Below are 20,490 nucleotides of genomic sequence, written 5' to 3' on the forward strand. Positions count from 1 at the left end.
CCGTTCAGATTCGTTTAATGGCGGCGTCGATCGCCTTCATCTGCCGTTCATTGCGCTCGCTGTAACGATCCGTCAGATAGTCCGTCCGGCCTCGCAGCAACAGCGTCATCTTGAACAACTCTTCCATCACATCGACCACCCGGTCGTAGTAGGCCGAAGGCCGCATGCGCCCGGCGTCGTCGAACTCCTTGTACGCCATCGGCACCGACGACTGGTTGGGAATGGTGAACATGCGCATCCAGCGCCCGAGCAGGCGCAGCGTATTGACCACGTTGAACGATTGCGAACCGCCGCAGACCTGCATCACCGCCAGGGTGCGGCCCTGGCTGGGACGAATCGCGCCCATCTCCAGCGGAATCCAGTCGATCTGGTTTTTCATCACGGCGGTAACGGCGCCGTGGCGCTCCGGGCTGCACCACACCTGGCCCTCGGACCACATGCACAGTTCGCGCAGCTCGACCACTTTTGGATGATCGTCCGCCACGCTGCCGGCCATCGGCAACGTCATCGGATCGAAGATCTTCACCTCGGCGCCGAAGTGCTCCAGGATGCGCGCCGCCTCCTCGGTCAGGAAGCGGCTGAACGAGCGTTCCCGCAGCGAGCCGTACAGCATCAGGATGCGCGGCGGGTGGCTCAGGTCGCCGACTTGGGCCAGTTTATCCAGCCTCGGCAAATCGAGCTGGTCGGGATTGATGTTGGGCAGGTTGGTGATCTTTTCCATGTTTAGTCCAGATTGTTCAGGTGTTTAAGCCAGCCGCAAGGCCAGCGCGGCCAAGGTGATCAACAGCACCGGCAAGGTCAGCACAATGCCGACGCGGAAGTAATAGCCCCACGATATCTTGATGTCCTTGCTCGACAGGACGTGCAGCCACAGCAGCGTGGCGAGGCTGCCGATCGGCGTGATTTTCGGGCCGAGGTCGCTACCGATGACGTTGGCATAGATCATCGCCTCGCGCACCGCGCCCTGGGCCGTGGTCGCGTCGATCGACAGCGCGCCGATCAGCACGGTCGGCATATTGTTCATGATCGACGACAGCAACGCCGTGATCAGGCCGGTGCCCAGCGCCGCGCCCCACACGCCATAGTTGGCGCATTGATTCAGTACACCGGTCAGGTAATCGGTGAGACCGGCGTTGCGCAAGCCGTACACCACCAGGTACATGCCCAGCGAGAAAACCACGATTTGCCAGGGCGCGTTGCGGACCACGTCGCGGGTCGAGATATTATGGCCGCGCGCGGCGACCGCCAACAGCAAGGCCGCGCCGGCCGCCGCGACCGCGCTGATCGGCACGCCCAGTTGATCGAGCCAGAAGAAGCCGACCAACAGCAGGCCCAGCACCCACCAGCCGGTGAGGAAGGTGGCGCGGTCGTGGATCGCCTCGTCCGGCGCTTTCAACTGGGCCAGCTCGTAGGTGGCCGGAATGTGCTGGCGGAAGAACCACATCAGCGCTGCCAGGGTGGCGGCCACGGAGACCAGGTTGACCGGCGCCATGACGGCGGCATAGCGGGCAAAGCCGATATCGAAATAATCGGCCGACACGATGTTGACCAGGTTGGACACCACCAGCGGCAGACTGGCCGTGTCGGCGATAAAGCCGGCCGCCATCACGAAGGCCAGCGTGGCCTTGGCGGAAAAGCGCAGCGCGCGCAGCATGGCGATGACGATGGGCGTCAGGATCAACGCCGCGCCGTCGTTGGCGAACAGCGCGGCCACGGCCGCCCCCAGCAAGATCAGCAGCACGAACAAGCGCGTTCCGCTGCCGCGCCCCCAGCGGGCCACATGCAACGCGGCCCACTCGAAGAAGCCGGCCTTGTCCAGCAACAGGCTGATGATAATCACCGCCACGAAGGTACCGGTGGCGTTCCAAACGATGTGCCACACCACCGGGATATCGGCGACATGGATCACGCCGGCCAGCAGCGCCACGAAGGCGCCGGCGGCCGCGCTCCAACCGATGCCCAGCCCGCGCGGCTGCCAGATAACGAGGATCAATGTGGCGAGGAAAATCAAAAATGCAGCGAGCATTGCCAGTCCTTAGACTCCGGGGTTAGGTGGTGATGTGACCGATTTTGTCGAGCTCGGCCTTCAGCGCGGCCTTGTCTTTCGAAAGCTCCGCCAGCGGCAGCGCGAGGAAGGCTTCGATGCGGGCGCGGATGATGCCGTAGGTGTGCTCGAACGCCGTGTCGATCTCTTCTTCCGTGCCGCCTACGTGGCCGGGATCGTCGACGCCCCAATGCGTGCGCGTCACCGGTCCCAGGTAGGCCGGACAGGTTTCGCCGGCGGCGCTGCCGCAAACGGTGACGACGATGTCGGGTGTCACCGGCAGATCGTTCCAGGACTTGCTGAAATAACCCTCGGTCGAGATGCCCTTGCTGGCCAGTAGCGATACCGCGCGCGGATGCAGTTTGCCAGCCGGTTGGCTGCCAGCGCTGATCGCCTTCAATCCGGCGGGCGCCAAGTGATTGAAAGTGGCTTCGGAGATGACGGAACGGCAGGAGTTGCCGGTGCAAAGGAACAGGACGTTATAAGCTTTTTCTTGCATGTGGATTCTCCGGTTTATGTGGATAGTGAATTTGTTCAGCAGCCGGTCGGGCCGCAAGGAACCCCACCGCAGCAGTTCTCCGTCAGGTAGCCAATCAGGCCGTTCATGACGGCGACGTCGGCCGAGTAGATGACGAACCGCCCTTCGCTGCGGGAGGTGATCAGCTTGGCGTGGGTCAGCTCCTTCAGGTGAAACGACAGCGACGACGGCGCGATGTCCAGGTGCTCGGCGATCTTGGTGGCCGCCATGCCGCCAGGACCGATCTGCACCAGCAGCCTGAAAATCGCCAGCCTGCTCTCCTGGGCGATGGCCGCCAGCGCCGCTAACACGTCCTTGGTTTCCATAATCTTGCTTCCATGATTCGATAACGATTGAAGTATCATAACTTGAAGACTACGACATTTCAAATAATATCGAAGTATATTGACAGCTTGATGACATGGAATTATTCTTTAGGCAAGCCGGTGTGGCGAACAACAAACAGGAGAGATATGAGCAGCATCCCCGCGCGAATCCCGGCATTCCGGCCGGCCACCTCCGCCGACTGGGGCGCCATCGAAACGATGTTGAATGACGCGCGCTTGCCGCTCGACGGCGCGCAAGATCACCTGGACAGCTTTATTGTCGGCGAGCTCGATGGCGCGATCGTCTGCGCCGGCGCGCTGGAACACTACGGCGCGACGGCATTGCTGCGCTCGGTGGTGGTGTCGGCCACCCTGCGTGGCGGTGGCACGGGCGGCCAGCTGTTCGACGCACTCAAAGGGATGGCCAGGTCGCGCGGCATCGACAAACTGTACCTGCTGACGACCACTGCCGCGGCGTTCTTTGCCCGGCGCGGTTTCACGGAAAGCACCCGCGTCGAGGTTCCCTCCGCGCTGCACGCCTCGCGCGAATTTCAGGGCGCATGTCCCGCTTCGGCGACCTTGATGTCCATGTCCTTGACGACCGACTGAGGGCGCCCGCCAAGTCTTTATAAATCGCAGGACTAAGAAAGAGATTGATGCCGCATTCCTGGCGCACCATCGGCATACTTGCCTTCACACAAATTGCCACATGGGGCTCGGTCTACTACGCATTTTCCATCGTCGCCCCATCCATCGGACGCGAACTGGGGCTACGTTCCGAGATGGTCTACGGCGCTTTCTCGTGGAGCCTGCTGGTCTCGGGCCTGGTCGCCACGCCCGCCGGCATCCTGCTGGACCGCTTCGGCGGCCAGTGGATCATGGCGGCCGGTTCCGTGCTGTGCGGCGCCGGACTTGTCTGGCTCAGCCGGGCCGGCGACACGCTGTCCTATTTCGGCGCCTGGACCGTGCTGGGCGTCGCCATGTCGCTGACGATGTACGAGGCGGCGTTCGCCACCATCAACCGCAAGTTCCATCTCAACAGCCGCCAGGCGATCTCGACGCTGACCTTGTTCGGCGGCTTCTCCAGCACCGTGTTCTGGCCGCTGACCCTAAAAATGAGCACGCTGATCGGCTGGCGCGACACCTATTTCTGGTTCGGCCTGGCGCAGCTGCTGCTTTGCCTGCCGCTGCACGCGATGCTCGGGCGCGACACGCCGGCCGCGCCGGTCCAGAACGCGCCGCCCGACCGCAGCCACACCCTGGCGGAGGCGCTGCGCCATCCGGCGTTCTGGTTGCTGGCGATGGCGTTCTCGGCCAACATCTTCATTTTCTCGGCGTTGTCCGTGCACCTGATTCCCCTGCTGACGGACCTGGGCCACACCGCCGCCATCGCCGTGCTGATGGCCAGTTTGATGGGACCGGCGCAAGTGGCCGGCCGCATCTGCGAGCGCACCCTGCTGCGCAACGCGCTGCCGCAAACGGTCGGCAAGTTCACCTTCTCCTCGCTGCCGGCGGCCGTGCTGGCGCTGCTGCTGTTCGGCGCCCAGGCCTGGGCCGTGGCGTTGTTCTGCGTGCTTTACGGCATGAGCAACGGCGTGCTGACGATCGTGCGCGGCACCATACCGCAGGCGATGTTCGGCCGGGCAAACTACGGCGCGATTTCCGGTGCCATGGCCGGGCCGTCGCTGGCGGCCAAGGCCGCGGGACCGATCGTGGCGGCGGCGATCTTGAGCGGCCACGCCAACCCGGCGGCCCTGCTGGTCATCTTGCTGGCGATGTCGATCGTCTCGCTGGGCTTTTACCTGCGCGCGATACAGGGCAGCGCGCATGATGGCAAGGCGTCCAAGCCGATCGGTTCGTAAGCTTCAAACTGGCTTGCAACTTGGTATGTTGTTTAACATAAATCCAATATTGCATATTTCTTTCTTCGGGATTAGTATTCATCAATCGACGCCGAAACGCGCCCATCAGGGTTCGCCGGCACCGGTTCCTTGACCTGCGCGAACTCGGCTCCCAGCCCTCCTCGCAACGGCGACAGGTACGCAAGGTGCCTGTTTCAGCCATCGCTGTCCGGATGCTGAATGTTTGTCCGTACCCACCCAGTTGGAAAATGTTCGTCGCGACCTGCAGTGGCCCACCGCCATTGCCTCCGGCCTACATTGGTGTCGGTTTTCGGATCGAGAATCCCGATCGAAAATCGCGATCGAAAATCGACCTTGCATTGCGTCAGGCAAGGCGCCCACACGCGGGTACGGATCGTAGCGCGAGCAGAAAACGAAGCGTTCACAAAAGAACGCAGCCGCACGTTACTTCCACATTGGAGACACGCATGAAACTCACAGTTCTCGCCGCCAGCATCCTGTTGGCCACTTCCGCGCAAGCCGCCATCGACGCCGCCACCCTGGTCGGCGCCAGCACCCCGCTGCAAACCGCCCAGTACGGCGTGCGCAATTATTCCGCCCCGGTGCTGGTGAACGGCAAGCACGATCCCGCCAGCTACATGGCCGCGCCCAAGTTGCCGACATGGCAGTTCGCCTCGGCCGATCCAACCGGCGGCGTGCTCACCTTCGAGCGCCAGAGCGCGCCGACCGCCGGCTGGCATGCCTGGTCGCGCAAGGGCAATGTGGTGGTGACGGGCGGCGGTTCGGCCACCGCCAACCGCGTCTATACCGTCTACAACGGCCAGCAGTTGATCGCCGCCATCCAGCAGGCCGGCAACGAGCCGAAGATCATCCGCGTGATCGGCCATATCGACCTGCGCTGGAGCCAGAACAACACCGTCTTCCGCGAGTACACCAGCTATTCGGACCAGAAGTTCGGCGGCTCGATCAGCCTGCCGTCGAACACGACCCTGGTGGGCATCAACGACGCGCAGGGCCGGCCGGCGCGCATCACCGGCACCGCCCTGCTGATCGGCGGCGAGCTGGCGCTGGCGCCCGGCGGCGATCCGGAATCGGACTTCAAGAAATGGATCGCCGACGGCAAGAACGGCGACGACTATCCGACCTGGACCCGCAACGTGATCGTGCGTAACCTGGTGCTCGACACGCCATGGGACGTCAACCCCGAGGATTCGGCCAACGCCTACGCCGATGGCATCACCTTGGGACGCGCGCAGAATGTTTACATCGACCACTTGACCGTCAGCGACGGCGACACGCCGGATTCGCTGGCGACCGGCACCTACAAAACCCGGCACGACGGCGCGCTCGACGTGGTGCGCGGCAGCGATTACGTCACCATCGCCAACAGCCTGTTCGCCAAACACCACAAGACCACCTTGGTGGGCAACGGCGACTCCGGGCGCGCCTGGAGCGACGCCGGCCGCCTGCACGTGACGTTCTCGGGCAACTGGTGGAATGGTGCGACCACGCGCCTGCCGCTAAATCGCTTTGGCCAGGTACACATGTTCAACAACGTGGTCACCGGCAGCACCACCACCACCAATCCGGACCTCAAGTTCGCGGGCGGCAGCGATGCGCGCTACCAGTCGAACATGCTGCTGCAAAATAACTACTACACCATCGAAGGATTGAAGGTGGAGGACTTCTGCGGCAAGGTCATCAAGGGCAAGGACTTCCTCGGTTTCCGTTCGTCGGGGCATATCTTCAACAGCGACCGGTCGGGCAGCAGTGCGATCGATGGACAGTGCGGATTCGCGCAGCCTAGCGCCGCGAACACGTGGACGCCGCCGTATGCGTACACGTTGCAGACGGCGGCGGCGGCACAGACGGCTGTGCCGGCAAAAGCCGGCGCGGGCAAGTTGAACTAAGCTCCGTTCTGAACCACGTAGGGCGGATTAGCGAAGCGTAATCGGCCATGCAAGCGCCGCCGGTGGCTCGTACATGGCCGATTACGGCGTTCCGCCTAATCCGCCCTACGTATTTCAGAAGTTTTCAGCGTCACTGGGCTCGGGGACATCTCCGCCCTCGCCTGCTTGATGACCTGGCGCGCGGCGCTCAGGGCCAGGCAGCCCATGATCAGCGCCACGCCGATATCCGGCCAGCCGCTTTGCGTGCCGAACACGCCCAGCGCCGCCAGCATGACGGCGACGTTGCCGATGGCGTCGTTGCGCGTGCACAGCCACACCGAGCGCATGTTGGCGTCGCCGTCGCGGTAGGCGTACAGCAACAACGCGACCGTGCCGTTGGCGATCAGCGCCGCGAAACCTATGCTCCCCATCATCACCGGCTCGGGCACGGGTCCCGACACCATATGCCACGCGGCCTTGCCGAGCACGAAGACGCCATACGCCCCCATCGTCGCGCCCTTGAACAAGGCCGTGCGCGAACGCCACGCCAGCGGCGAACCCAATACCAGCAAGGACAGCGCGTAGTTGCCGGCGTCACCGAGAAAATCGACGGCGTCGGCCAGCAAGGCGACGGAATTGCTGGCCAGGCCGCCGGCCAACTCCACGCCGAACATCAGCGTATTGACCACCAGCGCGATCCACAAAATGCGCCGATAACGCGGATCGGCCACCGGCTTGCCGGGCGCGCAACCTCCAGAACAGCAGTCAGACATGAGCATTCCTTTCCCTCAATAGCCGCCATTAGAAACCCTGAAGCCACTGCAAGGTCAAGCCCATGCGACAGGACGAGCCATCTTGGCAAAAATGGTTGCAAATAGATACATCGCCTGTGTTATCGTACTGAAAAATTTCACACGAGACAGTCCATGTACAACGCCATTTGTGCCGGAGCGCTTGCCGCGCTTGGCATCATCTCGATGTCCCACGCCGCCGCCCAACAAAGCGAGGCGCAGCAAGTAACCCAGAGTGTTACCATCGCCAACTACAAGAAGGCATCGCCGTGGTTCCGCGCCGAAAGCCAGCACTTCATCGTCTACGCCGACACCAATCGCGAAGCGACGACCGAACTGCTCAACAATCTGGAACGGCTCGACTTCCTGTTGCGGATATATACCAAGCCTTACCGCAAGGCCAACAGCTCGGATCAGAAGCTGACCTTTTACTACCAGAACCGCGTCGAGGGCTTGAACACCATCGACGCCGCGCTGCCTGCCGACGCCATCGGCTTGTACAGCAGCTGCCCTTCCGGTGTACAGGGCTTCGGCTTCCATCTCGGCGAAACGTCGGAGAACGAAGGGCTTTCGTACATCTTCGAAGCCTATACCCGCCACTTCGTTTATCGCCATACCGACATCCGGTCGCCGGCCGCCTTCATCGACGGTTTCGCGCAGTATTTCGCCAGCGTGCGCTTCACCGACACGCAGATGAGCATCGGTAAAACGCCGCTGAACGTCGCGCTATACCTCGACTTCCTCGAGGAAGGGAACCGCTACAGCCTCGATTACACCGACGTCCTCGCACAACGGATCGCCAACGCCAAGAACTACGCCGGCGACGCCGGCGTGCGCCTCGAATTCGCCGCCAAGTCCTGGGTACTGATGCATTACATGCTGTCTTCCGAAGACAACCGCGCCCGCCTGGGCAAATACCTGAACTCGGTCTATCAGGGCAAGGAGGCGGTGCCGGCGTTCGAGGGCGCCTTCGATCTGAAGGCGACACAGTTGGGCACGGAGATGTGGCGCTACCGCCGCACCTCGATCAAGGTGTTGCTGGTGGACGTGCCCGATCTGCCCAAGGCGACCGTCAACTTCACCGCGCTGCCGCAGGCGGCCACGGACTTCGTCATGCTCGACGCGGCCGTTAAATCGTGCCCGGGCAAAACGGCGGGCGAAGCGCTGCTGAACAAGATCGCCAGCGAGGCGGGCAAGTTTCCAAAGAACGAATACGCGCAAATGACGCTGAGCCGGGCGCGCATCGCTTTCGGCAATCCGCAGGAGGCGTTGCCGTGGCTGACACAGGCCATCGCTAAAAACGCCGGCGATTTCGACGCCGTATATCTGTCGGGTCTGGCGAATCTGCGCTTGGCCGAACAGACCCAGGGAACAGGGGCGCAAGCTTACCTCCAGAGGGCGCAGCAACAGTTGCTCAATGCGAGGGAATTGAATCCCGAATCGGCGGATGCCGCCTACGCCTACTTCCGCGCCGAATTGCTGGGACGGTCCGAACTGAGCGAAACGGCGCTGGAGGGCGCGCTGACCGCCTGGCGCAGCGCGCGCGAAGTCGGCGCCTTCGCGCGATTCGCCGCCCTGACGCAAGCCTACCTTGGCAACACATCGCAAGCGAAGATTCAGTTGAAGACGATGACCTTGAACACGCTTGATCCCGAAACCGCGAGCTGGGCGAACACCTGGCAGCAGAAAGTTGCGGCGGGCGCCAGCCGCGACGACATCCTCGCTGAAATGCGCACCGAGCAGGCAGCGCCGACATTCAAGGAATGGACCATCGACACCCAGAGCGTGATGGCGACGGTCCGCTACAACGCCGGCGTGGAGGCCGCCCAAAACTACTTCCACAACCAGACCATTAATACGGGCAGTCCGGACAAGGCCGTGATAGGCACCCCCACCAAGCGATAATCGCCTGGCTTAGATAACAGTTATGCGCGTGAACGCACGGTAACGTAGCTTCCCGCGCAGTATCGTGCTCCAATAATAAAGGAGCACGATATGATCTTCGCTATATTCTTCGTGATACTGATTGGCGTTCCCGCCATCATCCTCGCCACGCCGTCGCTGCGCCGCAGCCTGGTCACCCCGCATATCTTCGCGCTGTTCAAGCGCATTCTGCCGGCCATGTCCGACACCGAGCGCGACGCCCTCGAAGCGGGCACCACCTGGTGGGACGCGGACCTCTTCTCCGGACGTCCCGACTGGAACAAATTCATGAAGCTGCCGCGCCCGGCGCTGACGGTTGAGGAACAATCCTTCCTCGACCACGAAGTGCGCCACCTGTGCGAGCTGGTCGACGACTGGGAGGCGACCCAGGTCTGGCAAGGCCTGCCGGCGCCGGCATGGCAATACGCCCGCGACAAAGGCTTTCTGGGCATGATCATTCCGAAGGAATACGGCGGCAAGGCCTTCTCCGCCTACATGCATTCGCAGGTGGTGATGCAGCTGTCGACGCGCTGCTCGGCGCTGGCGGTGCAGGTGATGGTGCCGAACTCGCTTGGCCCGGCCGAACTGCTGCTGCACTACGGCACCGACGAACAGAAGAACTACTACCTGCCGCGCCTGGCCGCCGGCACCGAAATCCCCTGCTTCGCGCTGACGAGCCCCTACGCCGGCTCCGACGCCGCCGCGATTCCCGATACCGGCGTGGTGTGCATGGGCAAGTTCGAAGGCCGCGAGACGCTGGGCCTGCGTATCACGTGGAACAAGCGCTACATCACCTTGGGTCCGATCGCCACCCTGCTGGGCCTGGCCTTCCGCGTGGTCGATCCGGATGGCCTGCTGCCGGCCGGCTCCAGCACCGGCATCACCTGCGCACTGATCCCGACCACCCATCCCGGCGTCGTGATCGGCCGGCGCCACTGGCCGCTGAACGCGGTGTTCCAGAACGGTCCGACCAGCGGCGACAACGTCTTCATCCCGATGGAATGGATCATCGGCGGCCCGCGCCAGATCGGCAAGGGCTGGCGCATGCTGATGGAATGCCTGGCGGCCGGCCGCGCGATTTCGCTGCCGTCGGCCAGCGTCGGCACGGCCAAGCTGGCGGTGCGCGGCACCAGCGCCTATTGCGCGATCCGCCGCCAGTTCAAGACCTCGATCGGCAAGTTCGAAGGCGTGCAGGAGGCGCTGGCCCGCATGGGCGGCAATCTGTACATGATGGACGCGACGCGCAAGCTGTCGGCGCTGGCCGTCGACCTGGGCGAAAAGCCGGCCGTGATCTCGGCCATCGCCAAGTATCATGTCACCGAGCGCGGACGCGCAGTCGTCAACGACGGCATGGACATCCTGGGCGGCAAAGGCATCTGCATGGGACCGAGCAATTTCCTCGCCCGCGCGTACCAGCAGATCCCGATCGCCATCACGGTGGAAGGCGCCAACATCCTCACGCGCTGCCTGATCATCTTCGGCCAGGGCGCAATCCGCTCGCATCCCTACGTGCTGCGAGAGATGCAAGCCACCGCCGATACCGATCATCGCAAGGCGCTGCACGATTTCGACGCCGCCTTCTTCGGCCACATGCGCTTCGTCTGCGCCAACGCCGCGCGCGGCCTGTGGTATGGGTTGACCGGCGGCGGTACCGCGCCGGTGCCGGAGCAGGCGGCCGGGGAAATGGCCGGCTACTATCGCGCCATCGGGCGCGTGTCCACCGCGTTCGCGCTGATGACCGACATGTCGATGTTCGTGCTGGGAGGGGAATTGAAGCGCCGCGAGCGCATCTCCGGCCGCCTGGGCGACGCGCTGTCGCAGATGTACCTGGCCAGCGCCACCTTGAAGCGCTATGAAGACGACGGCCGGCAGCAAGCCGACGCGCCCTACGTCCACTGGTCGGTGCAGGATGCGTTGCACAAGGCGCAGTTGGCGCTGGACGGCGTGTTGGAGAACTTCCCCAACCGCCCCGCCGCCGTCCTGGCGCGCCTGCTGACGTTCCCGTTCGGGTTGCCGTACTCGCCGCCGTCCGATGAACTAGGCAGCGCCGTGGCGAACGCCATGCAAACCGCCGGCGCCGGCCGCGAAAGACTGCTGGCCGACGGCTTCCTGGCCGACGACCTGCGCGATCCGGTGGCATGCGGCGAACTGGCGTTCGGCCTGCTGCCGCAGGTGGAGGCTGTCGAACACCGCCTCAAGCCGGCGGTGCGTGCCGGCCAACTCGAAGGCATGCCGCAAAGCCTGCCGGAGATGGAGCAATGGGTCTCGCGGGCCGCTGCCAAGGGCCTGGTGACGCCGGAGGAACGCCGCGCGCTGTCGGACTTCGCCCGCTTCACCGACCTGTCGGTGCACGTGGACGACTTCCCGCAAGACCTCAACGCCGCCGCCGACGCCGACAAGCGCTGGCGGATGTCGGCGAAAGAAGCGCCAATCGAAGCCTGATCGCCGGGATCACCACGGTTCCACGTAGGGCGGATTAGGCGGAACGCCGTAATCGGCCATTTGTGAGTCGCCGACGGAGCACGCATTGGCGGATTACGCTTCGCTAATCCGCCCTACGTGTTTCAGCGGTTCGTCCCTGCTTCGTTACTTGGCGGCGTTGATGATCCCGGTGACCACATCGGGATAAGCCTGTGTGCCGTTCGAACGATTGAATAATCCCGAGGCGTGGTTGCCGGTGAAACCGCTATCCCAGTACATCGGGACCACGCCGCGCTTGAAGGCCGCTTGCGTAATGTACTGATTCCACAGCTTGCGGTACTTACCCGTTGGATCGACGTTGCTGCGCAAGTTGGCCGAGTACTCGCCCAGGATCACCGGCACGCCCTTGTCGATAAAGTTGGTCTTCATCTTCTGGAACTGGGCGTCGGTGAACGACTCGTTGGCCCAGGTCTCGGTCGCAGCCGGATTGGTGGCGCTCGCGCCCCACTGCCAGATATTGTCGCTTTCGCTCAAGGTGAAGTTGTACGGATCGTAGTAATGCACCTCCATCATCAAGCGGCTGGCCACAGAGTCGGTCGGCATCGTGGCATTGCAACCGATGGTGTAGTCGATGTTGGTCAGATATCCCTGCACCACCAGATGGCGCTGGGTGTTATTGCCGCCGGTGGCGCGAACCGCGTTGACGAAGGTTTGGTTGAAGCTCTTCTGCACCGTGCAGTTTTCCGCCGTCGGCGCGCTGAACACCCCCTCGATATTGGTTTCGTTGGTGCCGGCGAACAGCAGATAGTCGTCGTAGGTTTTGAAGGTGGTGCCGATCTGCGTCCAGAACTTGTTCAGGCGCGAGTTCACCGCCGCCTGCTGGGCGAACGACGGCTGCATCCAGCCGCCATCCCAGTGGAGGTTGATGATCACGTACAGACCCGCGGTGCGCGCATAATCGACGACCTGCTTCACACGCGCCATCCAGCTGGCGCTGATGTTGTAGTTGGCGTCCGCATACTGGCTCCACGACACCGGAATGCGCACGCTCTTGAAGCCCGCCGCCTTGACGCCGTTGAACAGTGCCTGGTTGGCTTGCGGATTGCCCCAGGCGGTTTCGCCGCCGATTGCTTCCAACGAGTTACCCAGGTTCCAGCCCGGCGACATCTGCGCCGACAACTGAAGGCTGGTCAGGTTGCGCACCGCGCCGGAGCGCACCGCCGTCGCCGCGCCGGAACTGTAGCTGCCGCCGCTGGTGGTGAACTTGATCCAGTACCAGTAAGGCGTGCCCTGCGCCGGCGTTGCGTCGGTGTAGGTGGTGGCCGATGCCGCCAGGATCGCCAGCCGGCTGCGGCCATTGGTGTCGCTGTCGGTGTCGCGGTAGACCTGCACGCCGGTGACGGCGCCGCTGACGGTCCAGGTCAGTTTGATATTGTCGGCCGTGCCGGTCGCGGTGAGGCAAACGGTCGCGCCGCCGCCACTACCGCAATTTTGCGCCTGCGCGAGCGGCCCCGCGCCCAGCGCGAGGAGCAATAGCACCATCGATAACAAGGGTTTCATCGTGTGACCTTTCGTGGTTACGTGGTTAGGACTTCCGACGCATTGCTGCAAAACCCGTCATCAGCAATCCCGCCGCAAGCAGGACCACAGTGCCCGATTCCGGCACGGGGCTCGGTACGGGGCCGATGGCGGACATCGACAGGTCGTCCATCACGAACCAGCCCTTGTCGCGCGTGATGGTCAAACGGGATACGTTGGCGAAGCTGGCTTGCACCCAGCTATAGGTGCCGTTGATGGCGACATTGCCGGTGCTGCCTATCAGCTGGTTCGCCGCATCGTAGGCGCTGATGTTGATCCACGTGGCCTTCGATCCGTTGGTGGCCGGTGTGGCGAACCAAGCGCCGTCCAGATTGAAGGCGGTGGCGCTGCTGATGCCAAGATTGTTCACGCCGAAACCGTTGGACACGAACTGCGTGCCCGAATGCGCGCCATTGCTGTAGCCATTGACGGCGGTATCGCCCAGGAACCAGCTGCTGGTCCAGGTCAGATCCTCGTATGGATTGTATTTGGACAGCGTCGACAGTTTGCCGCCGGCGCTTACGTCATCGAAGTCCACCACGGCTGCTTGTGCCGGCGACGCCAGCGTCAGGACCGCGCCGGCCAAAAAGCCAATCAGTATCTTTTTCATAGTCTCACTCTCTAATTATTTGCAAGCGTCGCCGGTAACGACGGGAATCGCCTCGCCGCTGACGGTCATCCCGAATTCCGCGGTGTCGCCGGGCTGGATGTTGGTGTTCCAGCTCTGGTTCGGCGTGGCCGTGTAGGTCGGGGGCGTGCCGGTGACGTCGGCGTTCCAGAACCCCTGGACGCTTGAATTGTCGGTGTAAGTCCAGCTGACGGCCCAGCCGTTGACGGCGGTCGAGCGGTTGTTCTTGATGCGGACGGCTGCGTTGTAGCCACCCGACCAGGCGGCGGTGACGACGTAGCTGCACTCGTTGACCGGCTGCGGCGTGACCACCGGCGGGCCGGCCGTCACCGGCGTCACCAGCACTTCGCCGCCGGTCGTCGGCGTGCCGTAGGCGATGCCGCGACCGGCGGTGCTCATGTAGATGCGGCCGAAGACGTTCATATCGCCGCTCACCATGCCGCCGTTGGCCAAGCCGCCATATTGGTGGGCGGCGTCGTTGACGCGCACCCACGTCGCGCCGGCGTCGGTCGAACGCATCATGCCGTGCACGCTGCCCACCGTACCGTGGAGGTAGACGGTTGGATAGCTGGCCTGCGGCGCGGTCTTGCCGAAACCGACGGCATCGCACTGGTTCACCGTCGCGACCTTGGTGAACGTGGCGCCGGAATCGGTGGAGCGCGACAGCCCGTTGCCATTCAGGCAGACCCACAAATCGCCCTCGCGTCCCGGCGCGGGACGAATCAGCTTGGAGCCGCCCGAAGCCAGTGTGCTTTTGAGGGCGAACGAGGCGCCACCATCGACGCTGGCCAGCAGCCTGCCATTGTCGTAGGCGTAGAACTTGGTGGGATTGACCGGATCGGCCACCGGGCGCGCGTTGTTGGCCGTGAGCCCCGAGATGGCGGTCCAGCTGGCGCCGAAGTTGGTGGAGCGATAGCTGACGGCGGAATCGGCGGGACTATGCAGCAAGGCGAAGCCGTCGGCCGACAGCGCGACGTAGCCCTTGGCGCCGTTCAGCACCGGCGACTTGGTCCAGCTCGAGCCGCTGTTGGTGGTGTAGTACATGTCGTTGCCGACGCGCGTCATGATACGCGGGTCCTGCGCGGCGATGGCCAGGCCGGTGGTGGTGCCGGTCTGCGGCGCATGGCGCACACCGTACTGCGACGGATCGCTGTTGATGAAGCCATCGAAATCGCCGATCACCGAGACCAGCGGCCCGTTCGGGATGCTCTGGAAATCGAACGGCACGGTCTCCTCCAGCCCCGCCACGTCGAAGTTCCAGGTGGTCGTGGTGGCGTTGATGTCGTTCGTCTTGAACAAGCCGTTACCGGAAACCACCCACACCTTCTTGCCGTCGAACGGATCGATTTCGACCGAACCGGCCCAATGAATCGAGGTGTCGGCGATCCAGTTGGCGCCCTTGGGGTCGAGCGCGAAGCCGCGCGCCACCACGTCCGTCCACGTACGACCGGCATCCTTGGACGTGAAAATGCGGTCGCCGTACTGGTTGGCGCTTTGCTGCATCCACGTGTTGATGGTGGAGACCACCAAATGTTTAGGATCGTTGCGGTCGATGCTGATGCCGCCGAATGGCCGCGCGAAGCCGGTCGGGGTGATGTTGGTCCAGTTGCCGCCCACGGCGTCGTATTCCCATACCTGGCCGTTGTCCATCGGCTCGTCCGTGCCCGGATGCGGACCGGCGCCGTTGGCGTAGGTGATGTACAGCAGCCCTTCGGGCGACAGCACCGCGCGCTGCGGCATCAGGCCCGTCGGGCCGCCTTCGACCGGCACGAAGGTCTCGCCGGCGTCATAGCTGAAGAACAGGTTCGGTCCCGCCGAATCGAAGCGCGACACGCCCACGAACATGCGCTGCGCCAGGCCGCCGTCCACGCTGGTGGGATCGAGCAGCACGAAGCTCACGCCATTGTCGTTCGGCGTGCTGGTGACGTCGAAGCCGGGCATGCGGCTCCAGGTGGCGCCTGCGTCCGCGCTCTTGAACAAGCCGTCGCGGCGCGTGCCCGCGTACAGCACGTTGCCGGAGCCGGGATCGACCTGCAGCTTCTCGCCGTTCTGGCGCCCCATGCCGTTGCCGTGGGATTTAAATTGGGTACTGACGTCGGTGACGGTGAAGGTTTTGCCGTAATCGCTGGAACGCAGCACGGCGGTCTTGCCGCCGCTGAAGTAGCTGGTACCGGCCAGCATGTAGACGTTGGCCGCGTTGTGCGGATCGACCGCGAGCGACTCGATGCCCAGCAAGCCGACATCGCTCTGGCCTATCCAGTCGGTCATCGACGCCCAGCGCGATTTGCCGGCATCCCAGCGATAGGCGCCGCCGACGTCGGTGCGCACGTAGACGACATCGCGTTCAAGCTTGCTAGGGACAACCCCGGTGACGAAGCCACCGCCGCCGATGGCGACCGAGTCCCAGTGATAGTTTTCCGCTGTCGAGACGAGCGGGATCGACAACGCTGCCGCAAGCAGCGCCACAACGGGCTTGATTCTCATTTTTTTGTGTCTCTCTTAGATTTATAGTTATCGCGCCTCTGGTGCGCGTCTGACCATTCTGCGATTTCGTCAAGGCGTCCGCAATTACGAAAATCACCAGAGCGCTCAACGAAATTTGGCTTACGAACTCTTACTAGCTTTAGTCACAAACATGATTAGATCGCGTCAACCGTTGACACCACCAATCGCAATATCGATACTCTTCGATATTCATCGACGTGCGCCTAGACTCGTCGCAACCGAAAATCAAAAAACGCAGGAGATGACGGCGGGCTGCGGGACTGTTTCATTCGTGCTTTGCCGGATTTGCAAGATGCGGTAAAGTCTCGGAAATACCCGCAAATACCCGTTTTCATAACGTCGTCACTAACACTGGTAAATACATGAAACTTCGTCACATCCTGTTCGTACCTGCCGCACTGGCCACCGCCGGCGCGGGTTTCGCCGCCGACCGTTTGACCGTCACCGTCACGCACAACCTGGATGCGGCGCGCCCATCGGAGACGATCACCATCCCCTGGACCGAAGTCAATCGCGTGCTGCCAGGCGCGCTGCTGCAGCATATCGAAGTGAAAGACGCCGCCGGCCGCGTGCTGCCGTATCAGGTCACCAATGTGGCCCCGCAGGCCAAGGACCCGAAGAACGTCGGCATCGCGTATGGCGAGCTGATTTTCCAGCATAACTTCGCCGTCGGCGAAAAGAAGGCCACCTTCACCGTCGAGAAAATCGAGGCCATGGCGCCGCCCTTCCCTAGCAAGGTCTCGGCCCGCTACATCCAGGAACGCCTGGACGATTTCGCGTGGGAGAACGACAAGGTCGCGCACCGCACCTACGGTCCCGCGCTGGCCGCTCCCGCGCCCGAAGGCAGCGGCAAGGAAGTGCTGGTCACCAGCGGCATGGATATCTGGCACAAGCGTGTCGCCTATCCCATCGTCGACCGCTGGTACAACAAGGGCCACGACCATTATCACCATGATGAAGGCGAAGGCATGGACATGTACAACGTCGGCAAGTCGCGCGGCGCGGGCGGCACCGGCATCTGGGACGGCAGCAACCTGTTCACCAGCGTGAACTACGCCAAATGGAAAGTCATCGCCAACGGCCCGGTGCGCGCCATCTTCGAATTGAACTACGACGCGTGGGACGCCGCCGGCACCAAGGTTTCCGAAGTCAAGCGCTTCACCGTCGACGCCGGCCACTACTTCGACCAGATCGAAAGCACCTTCACCTTTACCGGTCCGCAGCAGCTGACCGCCGCCGTTGGCCTGAACAAGACGCCGGCCGACAAGGGCCAGGAAGCCGTCGTCCAGCCGTCGACCGTGCCGGCCGACCGCGCGATGCTGCAGTGGATCGAGCAGAAATCGAACGGCGCCTTCGGCACCGCCATCATCGTGCCGACCGCCGATGAAAAGGGCTACGCGGAAGACAAGCTCAATCAACTGATGCTGGCCAAGGTCGTCTCCGGCCAGCCGCTGCGCTACTACGTCGGCTCCGGCTGGACCCGTGGCGGCGACTTCGCCACCCGCGACGACTGGCAGAAGTACGTGGCGGCGCAGGCGGCGCGCGTACGTGCCCCGGTCAGCGTGACGCTGGGCGCAAGCAAATAGATAATGCAGTTTAAACCGGGCACTCCTTCCCTGCCGGTGGCAAGCCGTCTCTCCTCGGCGAAGCTGCTGGCAGGGTTTTCTATTCTGGCGTTGGCAGCCTCCGGCCCCGCCCATGCGGCCGCGGTAACCGCAAGCACCGACACCTGGCGGCTGGCTTTCGGCGGCGGCAAGCCGGCTGCCGGCTACACCGCCGTGCAACCGGGTATGGACTACAACGAAAAGCGCGGCTTCGGATTCGAGCCGGGCGCCGTGGTGCGCAATGTGCCGGCGGGTTCCGGGCACCTTGCCGCCGGCAAGCCCTTCTTCTTTTCCGTCGATCTGCCCGAAGGGAACTACAACGTCACCATCACCTTCGGCGGTGGCGACGCGGCCTCGAATACCACGGTCAAATCGGAACTGCGCCGGTTGATGCTGGAAAACGTAACGACCGCGCCGGGCGCCACCCTCAAACGCGCTTTCACCGTCAACATCCGCACGCCCCGGATTCCCGCACGGGACGGCATCGCCGCCGGCAGCGTCAAGCTGAAGGCGCCGCGCGAAACGGTGCAGGAAGCCTGGAGCTGGGACAAGCGCCTGACATTGGAGATCGGCGGCGGGAACCCCGTCATCAGCGCCATCGAGATCGTCCCCGTCAAAACGCCGACCTTGTTCCTGCTGGGCGACTCCACCGTTTGCGATCAGCCGGCGGAGCCGTATAGCAGCTGGGGACAAATGCTGCCGCGCTTTCTTAAGCCGGGCATTGCGGTCGCCAACCATGCCGAATCGGGCGAAACCTACCGCGATTCGCTGGCGCGCCGCCGGCTGGACAAAGTCGTCAGCGCCATGCGGCCAGGCGACGCGGTCCTGATGCAGTTCGGCCACAACGACCAGAAGCAGATCAAGGAGAACAAGGGCGGGCCTTTCACCACCTACAAGGACGAGATCCGCGCCCACGTCGACGCCATCCGCGCGCACGGCGGCGTGCCGGTGATCGTATCGTCGATGGAACGCCGTAACTTCGACGCGGCCGGCAAGGTCGTGCCGTCGTTGCGCGACTACGCCGACGCCGCGCGAGAATCCGCGAAAGAGCTGGGCGTCGCCTTCATCGACCTCAATGCGATGAGCAAACCGTTCTACGAGGCGCTGGGTCCCGAGCTCTCGAAGAAAGCCTTCGCCGAGCCGGAGCCGGGCCGCATCGACAACACGCACCACAACAACTACGGCGGTTACGAACTGGCGCAGATCGTTCTGACCGGCATGCGTCAGAGCGGCCTGCCCGTCGCCGCCTTCATCGCCGAAGGCTATGGCAATTTCGATCCATCCCATCCCGACCCGGTGGCCTCGTTCGCGGTCCCGGCTAGTCCCACCTTTACCAACGAACGCCCGCTGGGCGACGAGGCAAACCAATAACATGAAAATCACGCGGCAACTGGCCGTTGGCTTAACGCTGGCGATGGCCAGTTTCGCGTCGCAGGCGGCCGACGCCTACGTCTTCGCCTACTTCACCGGCAACGGCGAGGACGGCCTGCATTTCGCCGGCAGCGCGGACGGCTACAAGTGGGACAAGTTGGGCGGCGGCCGCAGCTTCCTGGCGCCGAAGGTCGGCAACTCCAAATTGATGCGCGATCCCTGCATCGTGCGCGGCCCGGACGGCACCTATCACATGGTCTGGACGTCGGGCTGGAACGAGAACAACATCGGCTACGCGTCGTCGAAGGACCTGGTCAACTGGTCGCCGCAGCAGCAGGTGCCCGTGATGGCGCACGAACCGGGCTCGTTGAACGCCTGGGCGCCGGAGATCGTCTACGACGACAAGCGCGGCGAGTTCCTGATCTTCTGGGCATCCACGATACCTAGGCGCTTCCCGGCAACCGACGGCTCGTCGGAGGAAAAATACAACCACCGCATGTACTACACGACGACGCGCGACTTCGTCACCTACGCGCCGACGAAGCTATACTACGATCCCGGCTTCAGCGTGATCGACGCCAGCTTCGTGCGCGCCAACGGCAAGAACTACCTGATGGTCAAGGATGAGACGCGCAATCCGCCGAAGAAGTATCTGCAGATAGCGGCCGCGCCGGACTTGCGTGGACCGTTCGGTAAACTGAGTGCGCCCATTACGCCGCCGGGATTGTGGGTGGAAGGTCCAACGGCGCTGCAAATCGGCCAGGACGTGATCCTCTACTACGACGCCTACACGACCAAGCATTACGGCGCCATGCGCTCGCGCGACATGGTGAAATGGGAGGACGTCACGGCGAAGATGCAATTCCCCGACGAAGGCACGCCGCTGCGGCTGCGCCATGGCACGGTGATTGCCGTGCCATCGGAGTTGGTCACGAAGCTGATGAACAATTCTGAAACACGTAGGGCGGATTAGCGAAGCGTAATCGGCCATGCATGCGCCCCGGCGACGCATGCATGGCCGATTACGGCGT

16 protein-coding genes are annotated in these 20,490 nt (G+C 63.3%); 8 read left to right on the top strand and 8 right to left on the bottom strand.

Annotation, left to right across the window (positions count from 1 at the left end):
* Window positions 1-4: 4 nt before the first annotated feature.
* The 4 genes from arsH to NHH88_18140 are packed head-to-tail and all read right to left on the bottom strand — an operon-like array spanning window position 5 to window position 2,887.
* The gene (gene arsH, locus NHH88_18125) at window positions 5-721 is read right to left on the bottom strand and encodes an arsenical resistance protein ArsH (GenBank protein ID USX11624.1); all 717 of its coding nucleotides are present in this window, start codon (window positions 719-721) and stop codon (window positions 5-7) included.
* Window positions 722-745: 24 nt separating this feature from the next.
* Complete coding sequence (locus NHH88_18130) at window positions 746-2,026, bottom strand: arsenic transporter (protein USX11625.1); 1,281 nt, start codon at window positions 2,024-2,026, stop codon at window positions 746-748.
* A 22-nt stretch (window positions 2,027-2,048) separates the two neighbouring features.
* Complete coding sequence (locus NHH88_18135) at window positions 2,049-2,543, bottom strand: arsenate reductase ArsC (GenBank protein ID USX11626.1); 495 nt, start codon at window positions 2,541-2,543, stop codon at window positions 2,049-2,051.
* A 35-nt stretch (window positions 2,544-2,578) separates the two neighbouring features.
* Entirely contained in the window at window positions 2,579-2,887 is a 309-nt protein-coding gene (locus NHH88_18140) for a metalloregulator ArsR/SmtB family transcription factor (GenBank protein USX11627.1), read from the bottom strand.
* Between the two features lie 147 nt (window positions 2,888-3,034).
* Between NHH88_18140 and arsN2 the strand changes: the two genes are divergently transcribed.
* The 3 genes from arsN2 (at window position 3,035) to NHH88_18155 (ending at window position 6,659) form a co-directional block, all read left to right on the top strand.
* The gene (arsN2, locus tag NHH88_18145; protein USX11628.1) at window positions 3,035-3,496 is read left to right on the top strand and encodes an arsenic resistance N-acetyltransferase ArsN2; all 462 of its coding nucleotides are present in this window, start codon (window positions 3,035-3,037) and stop codon (window positions 3,494-3,496) included.
* Window positions 3,497-3,543: 47 nt separating this feature from the next.
* Window positions 3,544-4,749: an MFS transporter gene (locus NHH88_18150; GenBank protein USX11629.1), complete on the top strand. Its 1,206-nt coding sequence runs from the start codon at window positions 3,544-3,546 to the stop codon at window positions 4,747-4,749.
* 467 nt (window positions 4,750-5,216) lie between these two features.
* Window positions 5,217-6,659 carry a polysaccharide lyase gene (locus NHH88_18155; protein ID USX11630.1) on the top strand — a complete coding sequence of 481 codons (1,443 nt, stop codon included), beginning with the start codon at window positions 5,217-5,219 and terminating at the stop codon, window positions 6,657-6,659.
* Between the two features lie 95 nt (window positions 6,660-6,754).
* On the opposite strand, the gene NHH88_18160 is transcribed toward NHH88_18155, so the two are convergent.
* Window positions 6,755-7,411 (bottom strand): cation diffusion facilitator family transporter, encoded by a 657-nt coding sequence (locus NHH88_18160; protein USX11631.1) that lies wholly within the window; start codon window positions 7,409-7,411, stop codon window positions 6,755-6,757.
* A gap of 153 nt (window positions 7,412-7,564) precedes the next feature.
* Between NHH88_18160 and NHH88_18165 the strand changes: the two genes are divergently transcribed.
* Window positions 7,565-9,334 carry a hypothetical protein gene (locus tag NHH88_18165; GenBank protein ID USX11632.1) on the top strand — a complete coding sequence of 590 codons (1,770 nt, stop codon included), beginning with the start codon at window positions 7,565-7,567 and terminating at the stop codon, window positions 9,332-9,334.
* A 90-nt stretch (window positions 9,335-9,424) separates the two neighbouring features.
* The gene (locus NHH88_18170; GenBank protein ID USX11633.1) at window positions 9,425-11,794 is read left to right on the top strand and encodes an acyl-CoA dehydrogenase; all 2,370 of its coding nucleotides are present in this window, start codon (window positions 9,425-9,427) and stop codon (window positions 11,792-11,794) included.
* A gap of 144 nt (window positions 11,795-11,938) precedes the next feature.
* Here NHH88_18170 and NHH88_18175 read toward each other — a convergent pair whose 3' ends face one another.
* Genes NHH88_18175 through NHH88_18185 form a run of 3 tightly spaced genes read right to left on the bottom strand, consistent with a single transcriptional unit; the run spans window position 11,939 to window position 16,463 of the window.
* Complete coding sequence (locus tag NHH88_18175; protein USX11634.1) at window positions 11,939-13,333, bottom strand: glycoside hydrolase family 5 protein; 1,395 nt, start codon at window positions 13,331-13,333, stop codon at window positions 11,939-11,941.
* 25 nt (window positions 13,334-13,358) lie between these two features.
* The gene (locus NHH88_18180; GenBank protein ID USX11635.1) at window positions 13,359-13,961 is read right to left on the bottom strand and encodes a PEP-CTERM sorting domain-containing protein; all 603 of its coding nucleotides are present in this window, start codon (window positions 13,959-13,961) and stop codon (window positions 13,359-13,361) included.
* Window positions 13,962-13,976: 15 nt separating this feature from the next.
* Window positions 13,977-16,463: a cellulose binding domain-containing protein gene (locus NHH88_18185; protein ID USX11636.1), complete on the bottom strand. Its 2,487-nt coding sequence runs from the start codon at window positions 16,461-16,463 to the stop codon at window positions 13,977-13,979.
* A gap of 383 nt (window positions 16,464-16,846) precedes the next feature.
* On the opposite strand from NHH88_18185, the gene NHH88_18190 reads away from it, so the two are divergent.
* From NHH88_18190 to NHH88_18200, 3 genes are read left to right on the top strand one after another with little or no spacing between them, the layout of a single operon-like run.
* Entirely contained in the window at window positions 16,847-18,070 is a 1,224-nt protein-coding gene (locus NHH88_18190; protein USX11637.1) for a DUF4861 domain-containing protein, read from the top strand.
* Between the two features lie 3 nt (window positions 18,071-18,073).
* Window positions 18,074-19,459, top strand: coding sequence for a rhamnogalacturonan acetylesterase (locus NHH88_18195; GenBank protein ID USX11638.1), 1,386 nt, complete (start codon window positions 18,074-18,076; stop codon window positions 19,457-19,459).
* A 1-nt stretch (window position 19,460) separates the two neighbouring features.
* Complete coding sequence (locus NHH88_18200; GenBank protein USX11639.1) at window positions 19,461-20,432, top strand: glycoside hydrolase family 43 protein; 972 nt, start codon at window positions 19,461-19,463, stop codon at window positions 20,430-20,432.
* The last annotated feature ends 58 nt before the right edge of the window (window positions 20,433-20,490 follow it).

The organism is Oxalobacteraceae bacterium OTU3CAMAD1 (assembly GCA_024123915.1).
Classification (GTDB): domain Bacteria; phylum Pseudomonadota; class Gammaproteobacteria; order Burkholderiales; family Burkholderiaceae_D; genus Rugamonas.

What these genes read in the sequence shown, in the direction of transcription:
- NHH88_18200 (USX11639.1), top strand. Translation starts at nt 19,461, where the DNA reads ATGAAAATCACGCGGCAACTGGCCGTTGGCTTAACGCTGGCGATGGCC.
- arsH (USX11624.1), bottom strand. Translation starts at nt 721, where the DNA reads ATGGAAAAGATCACCAACCTGCCCAACATCAATCCCGACCAGCTCGAT.
- NHH88_18170 (USX11633.1), top strand. Translation starts at nt 9,425, where the DNA reads ATGATCTTCGCTATATTCTTCGTGATACTGATTGGCGTTCCCGCCATC.
- NHH88_18160 (USX11631.1), bottom strand. Translation starts at nt 7,411, where the DNA reads ATGTCTGACTGCTGTTCTGGAGGTTGCGCGCCCGGCAAGCCGGTGGCC.
- NHH88_18195 (USX11638.1), top strand. Translation starts at nt 18,074, where the DNA reads ATGCAGTTTAAACCGGGCACTCCTTCCCTGCCGGTGGCAAGCCGTCTC.
- NHH88_18155 (USX11630.1), top strand. Translation starts at nt 5,217, where the DNA reads ATGAAACTCACAGTTCTCGCCGCCAGCATCCTGTTGGCCACTTCCGCG.
- NHH88_18175 (USX11634.1), bottom strand. Translation starts at nt 13,333, where the DNA reads ATGAAACCCTTGTTATCGATGGTGCTATTGCTCCTCGCGCTGGGCGCG.
- arsN2 (USX11628.1), top strand. Translation starts at nt 3,035, where the DNA reads ATGAGCAGCATCCCCGCGCGAATCCCGGCATTCCGGCCGGCCACCTCC.
- NHH88_18165 (USX11632.1), top strand. Translation starts at nt 7,565, where the DNA reads ATGTACAACGCCATTTGTGCCGGAGCGCTTGCCGCGCTTGGCATCATC.
- NHH88_18130 (USX11625.1), bottom strand. Translation starts at nt 2,026, where the DNA reads ATGCTCGCTGCATTTTTGATTTTCCTCGCCACATTGATCCTCGTTATC.
- NHH88_18180 (USX11635.1), bottom strand. Translation starts at nt 13,961, where the DNA reads ATGAAAAAGATACTGATTGGCTTTTTGGCCGGCGCGGTCCTGACGCTG.
- NHH88_18135 (USX11626.1), bottom strand. Translation starts at nt 2,543, where the DNA reads ATGCAAGAAAAAGCTTATAACGTCCTGTTCCTTTGCACCGGCAACTCC.
- NHH88_18150 (USX11629.1), top strand. Translation starts at nt 3,544, where the DNA reads ATGCCGCATTCCTGGCGCACCATCGGCATACTTGCCTTCACACAAATT.
- NHH88_18185 (USX11636.1), bottom strand. Translation starts at nt 16,463, where the DNA reads ATGAGAATCAAGCCCGTTGTGGCGCTGCTTGCGGCAGCGTTGTCGATC.
- NHH88_18190 (USX11637.1), top strand. Translation starts at nt 16,847, where the DNA reads ATGAAACTTCGTCACATCCTGTTCGTACCTGCCGCACTGGCCACCGCC.
- NHH88_18140 (USX11627.1), bottom strand. Translation starts at nt 2,887, where the DNA reads ATGGAAACCAAGGACGTGTTAGCGGCGCTGGCGGCCATCGCCCAGGAG.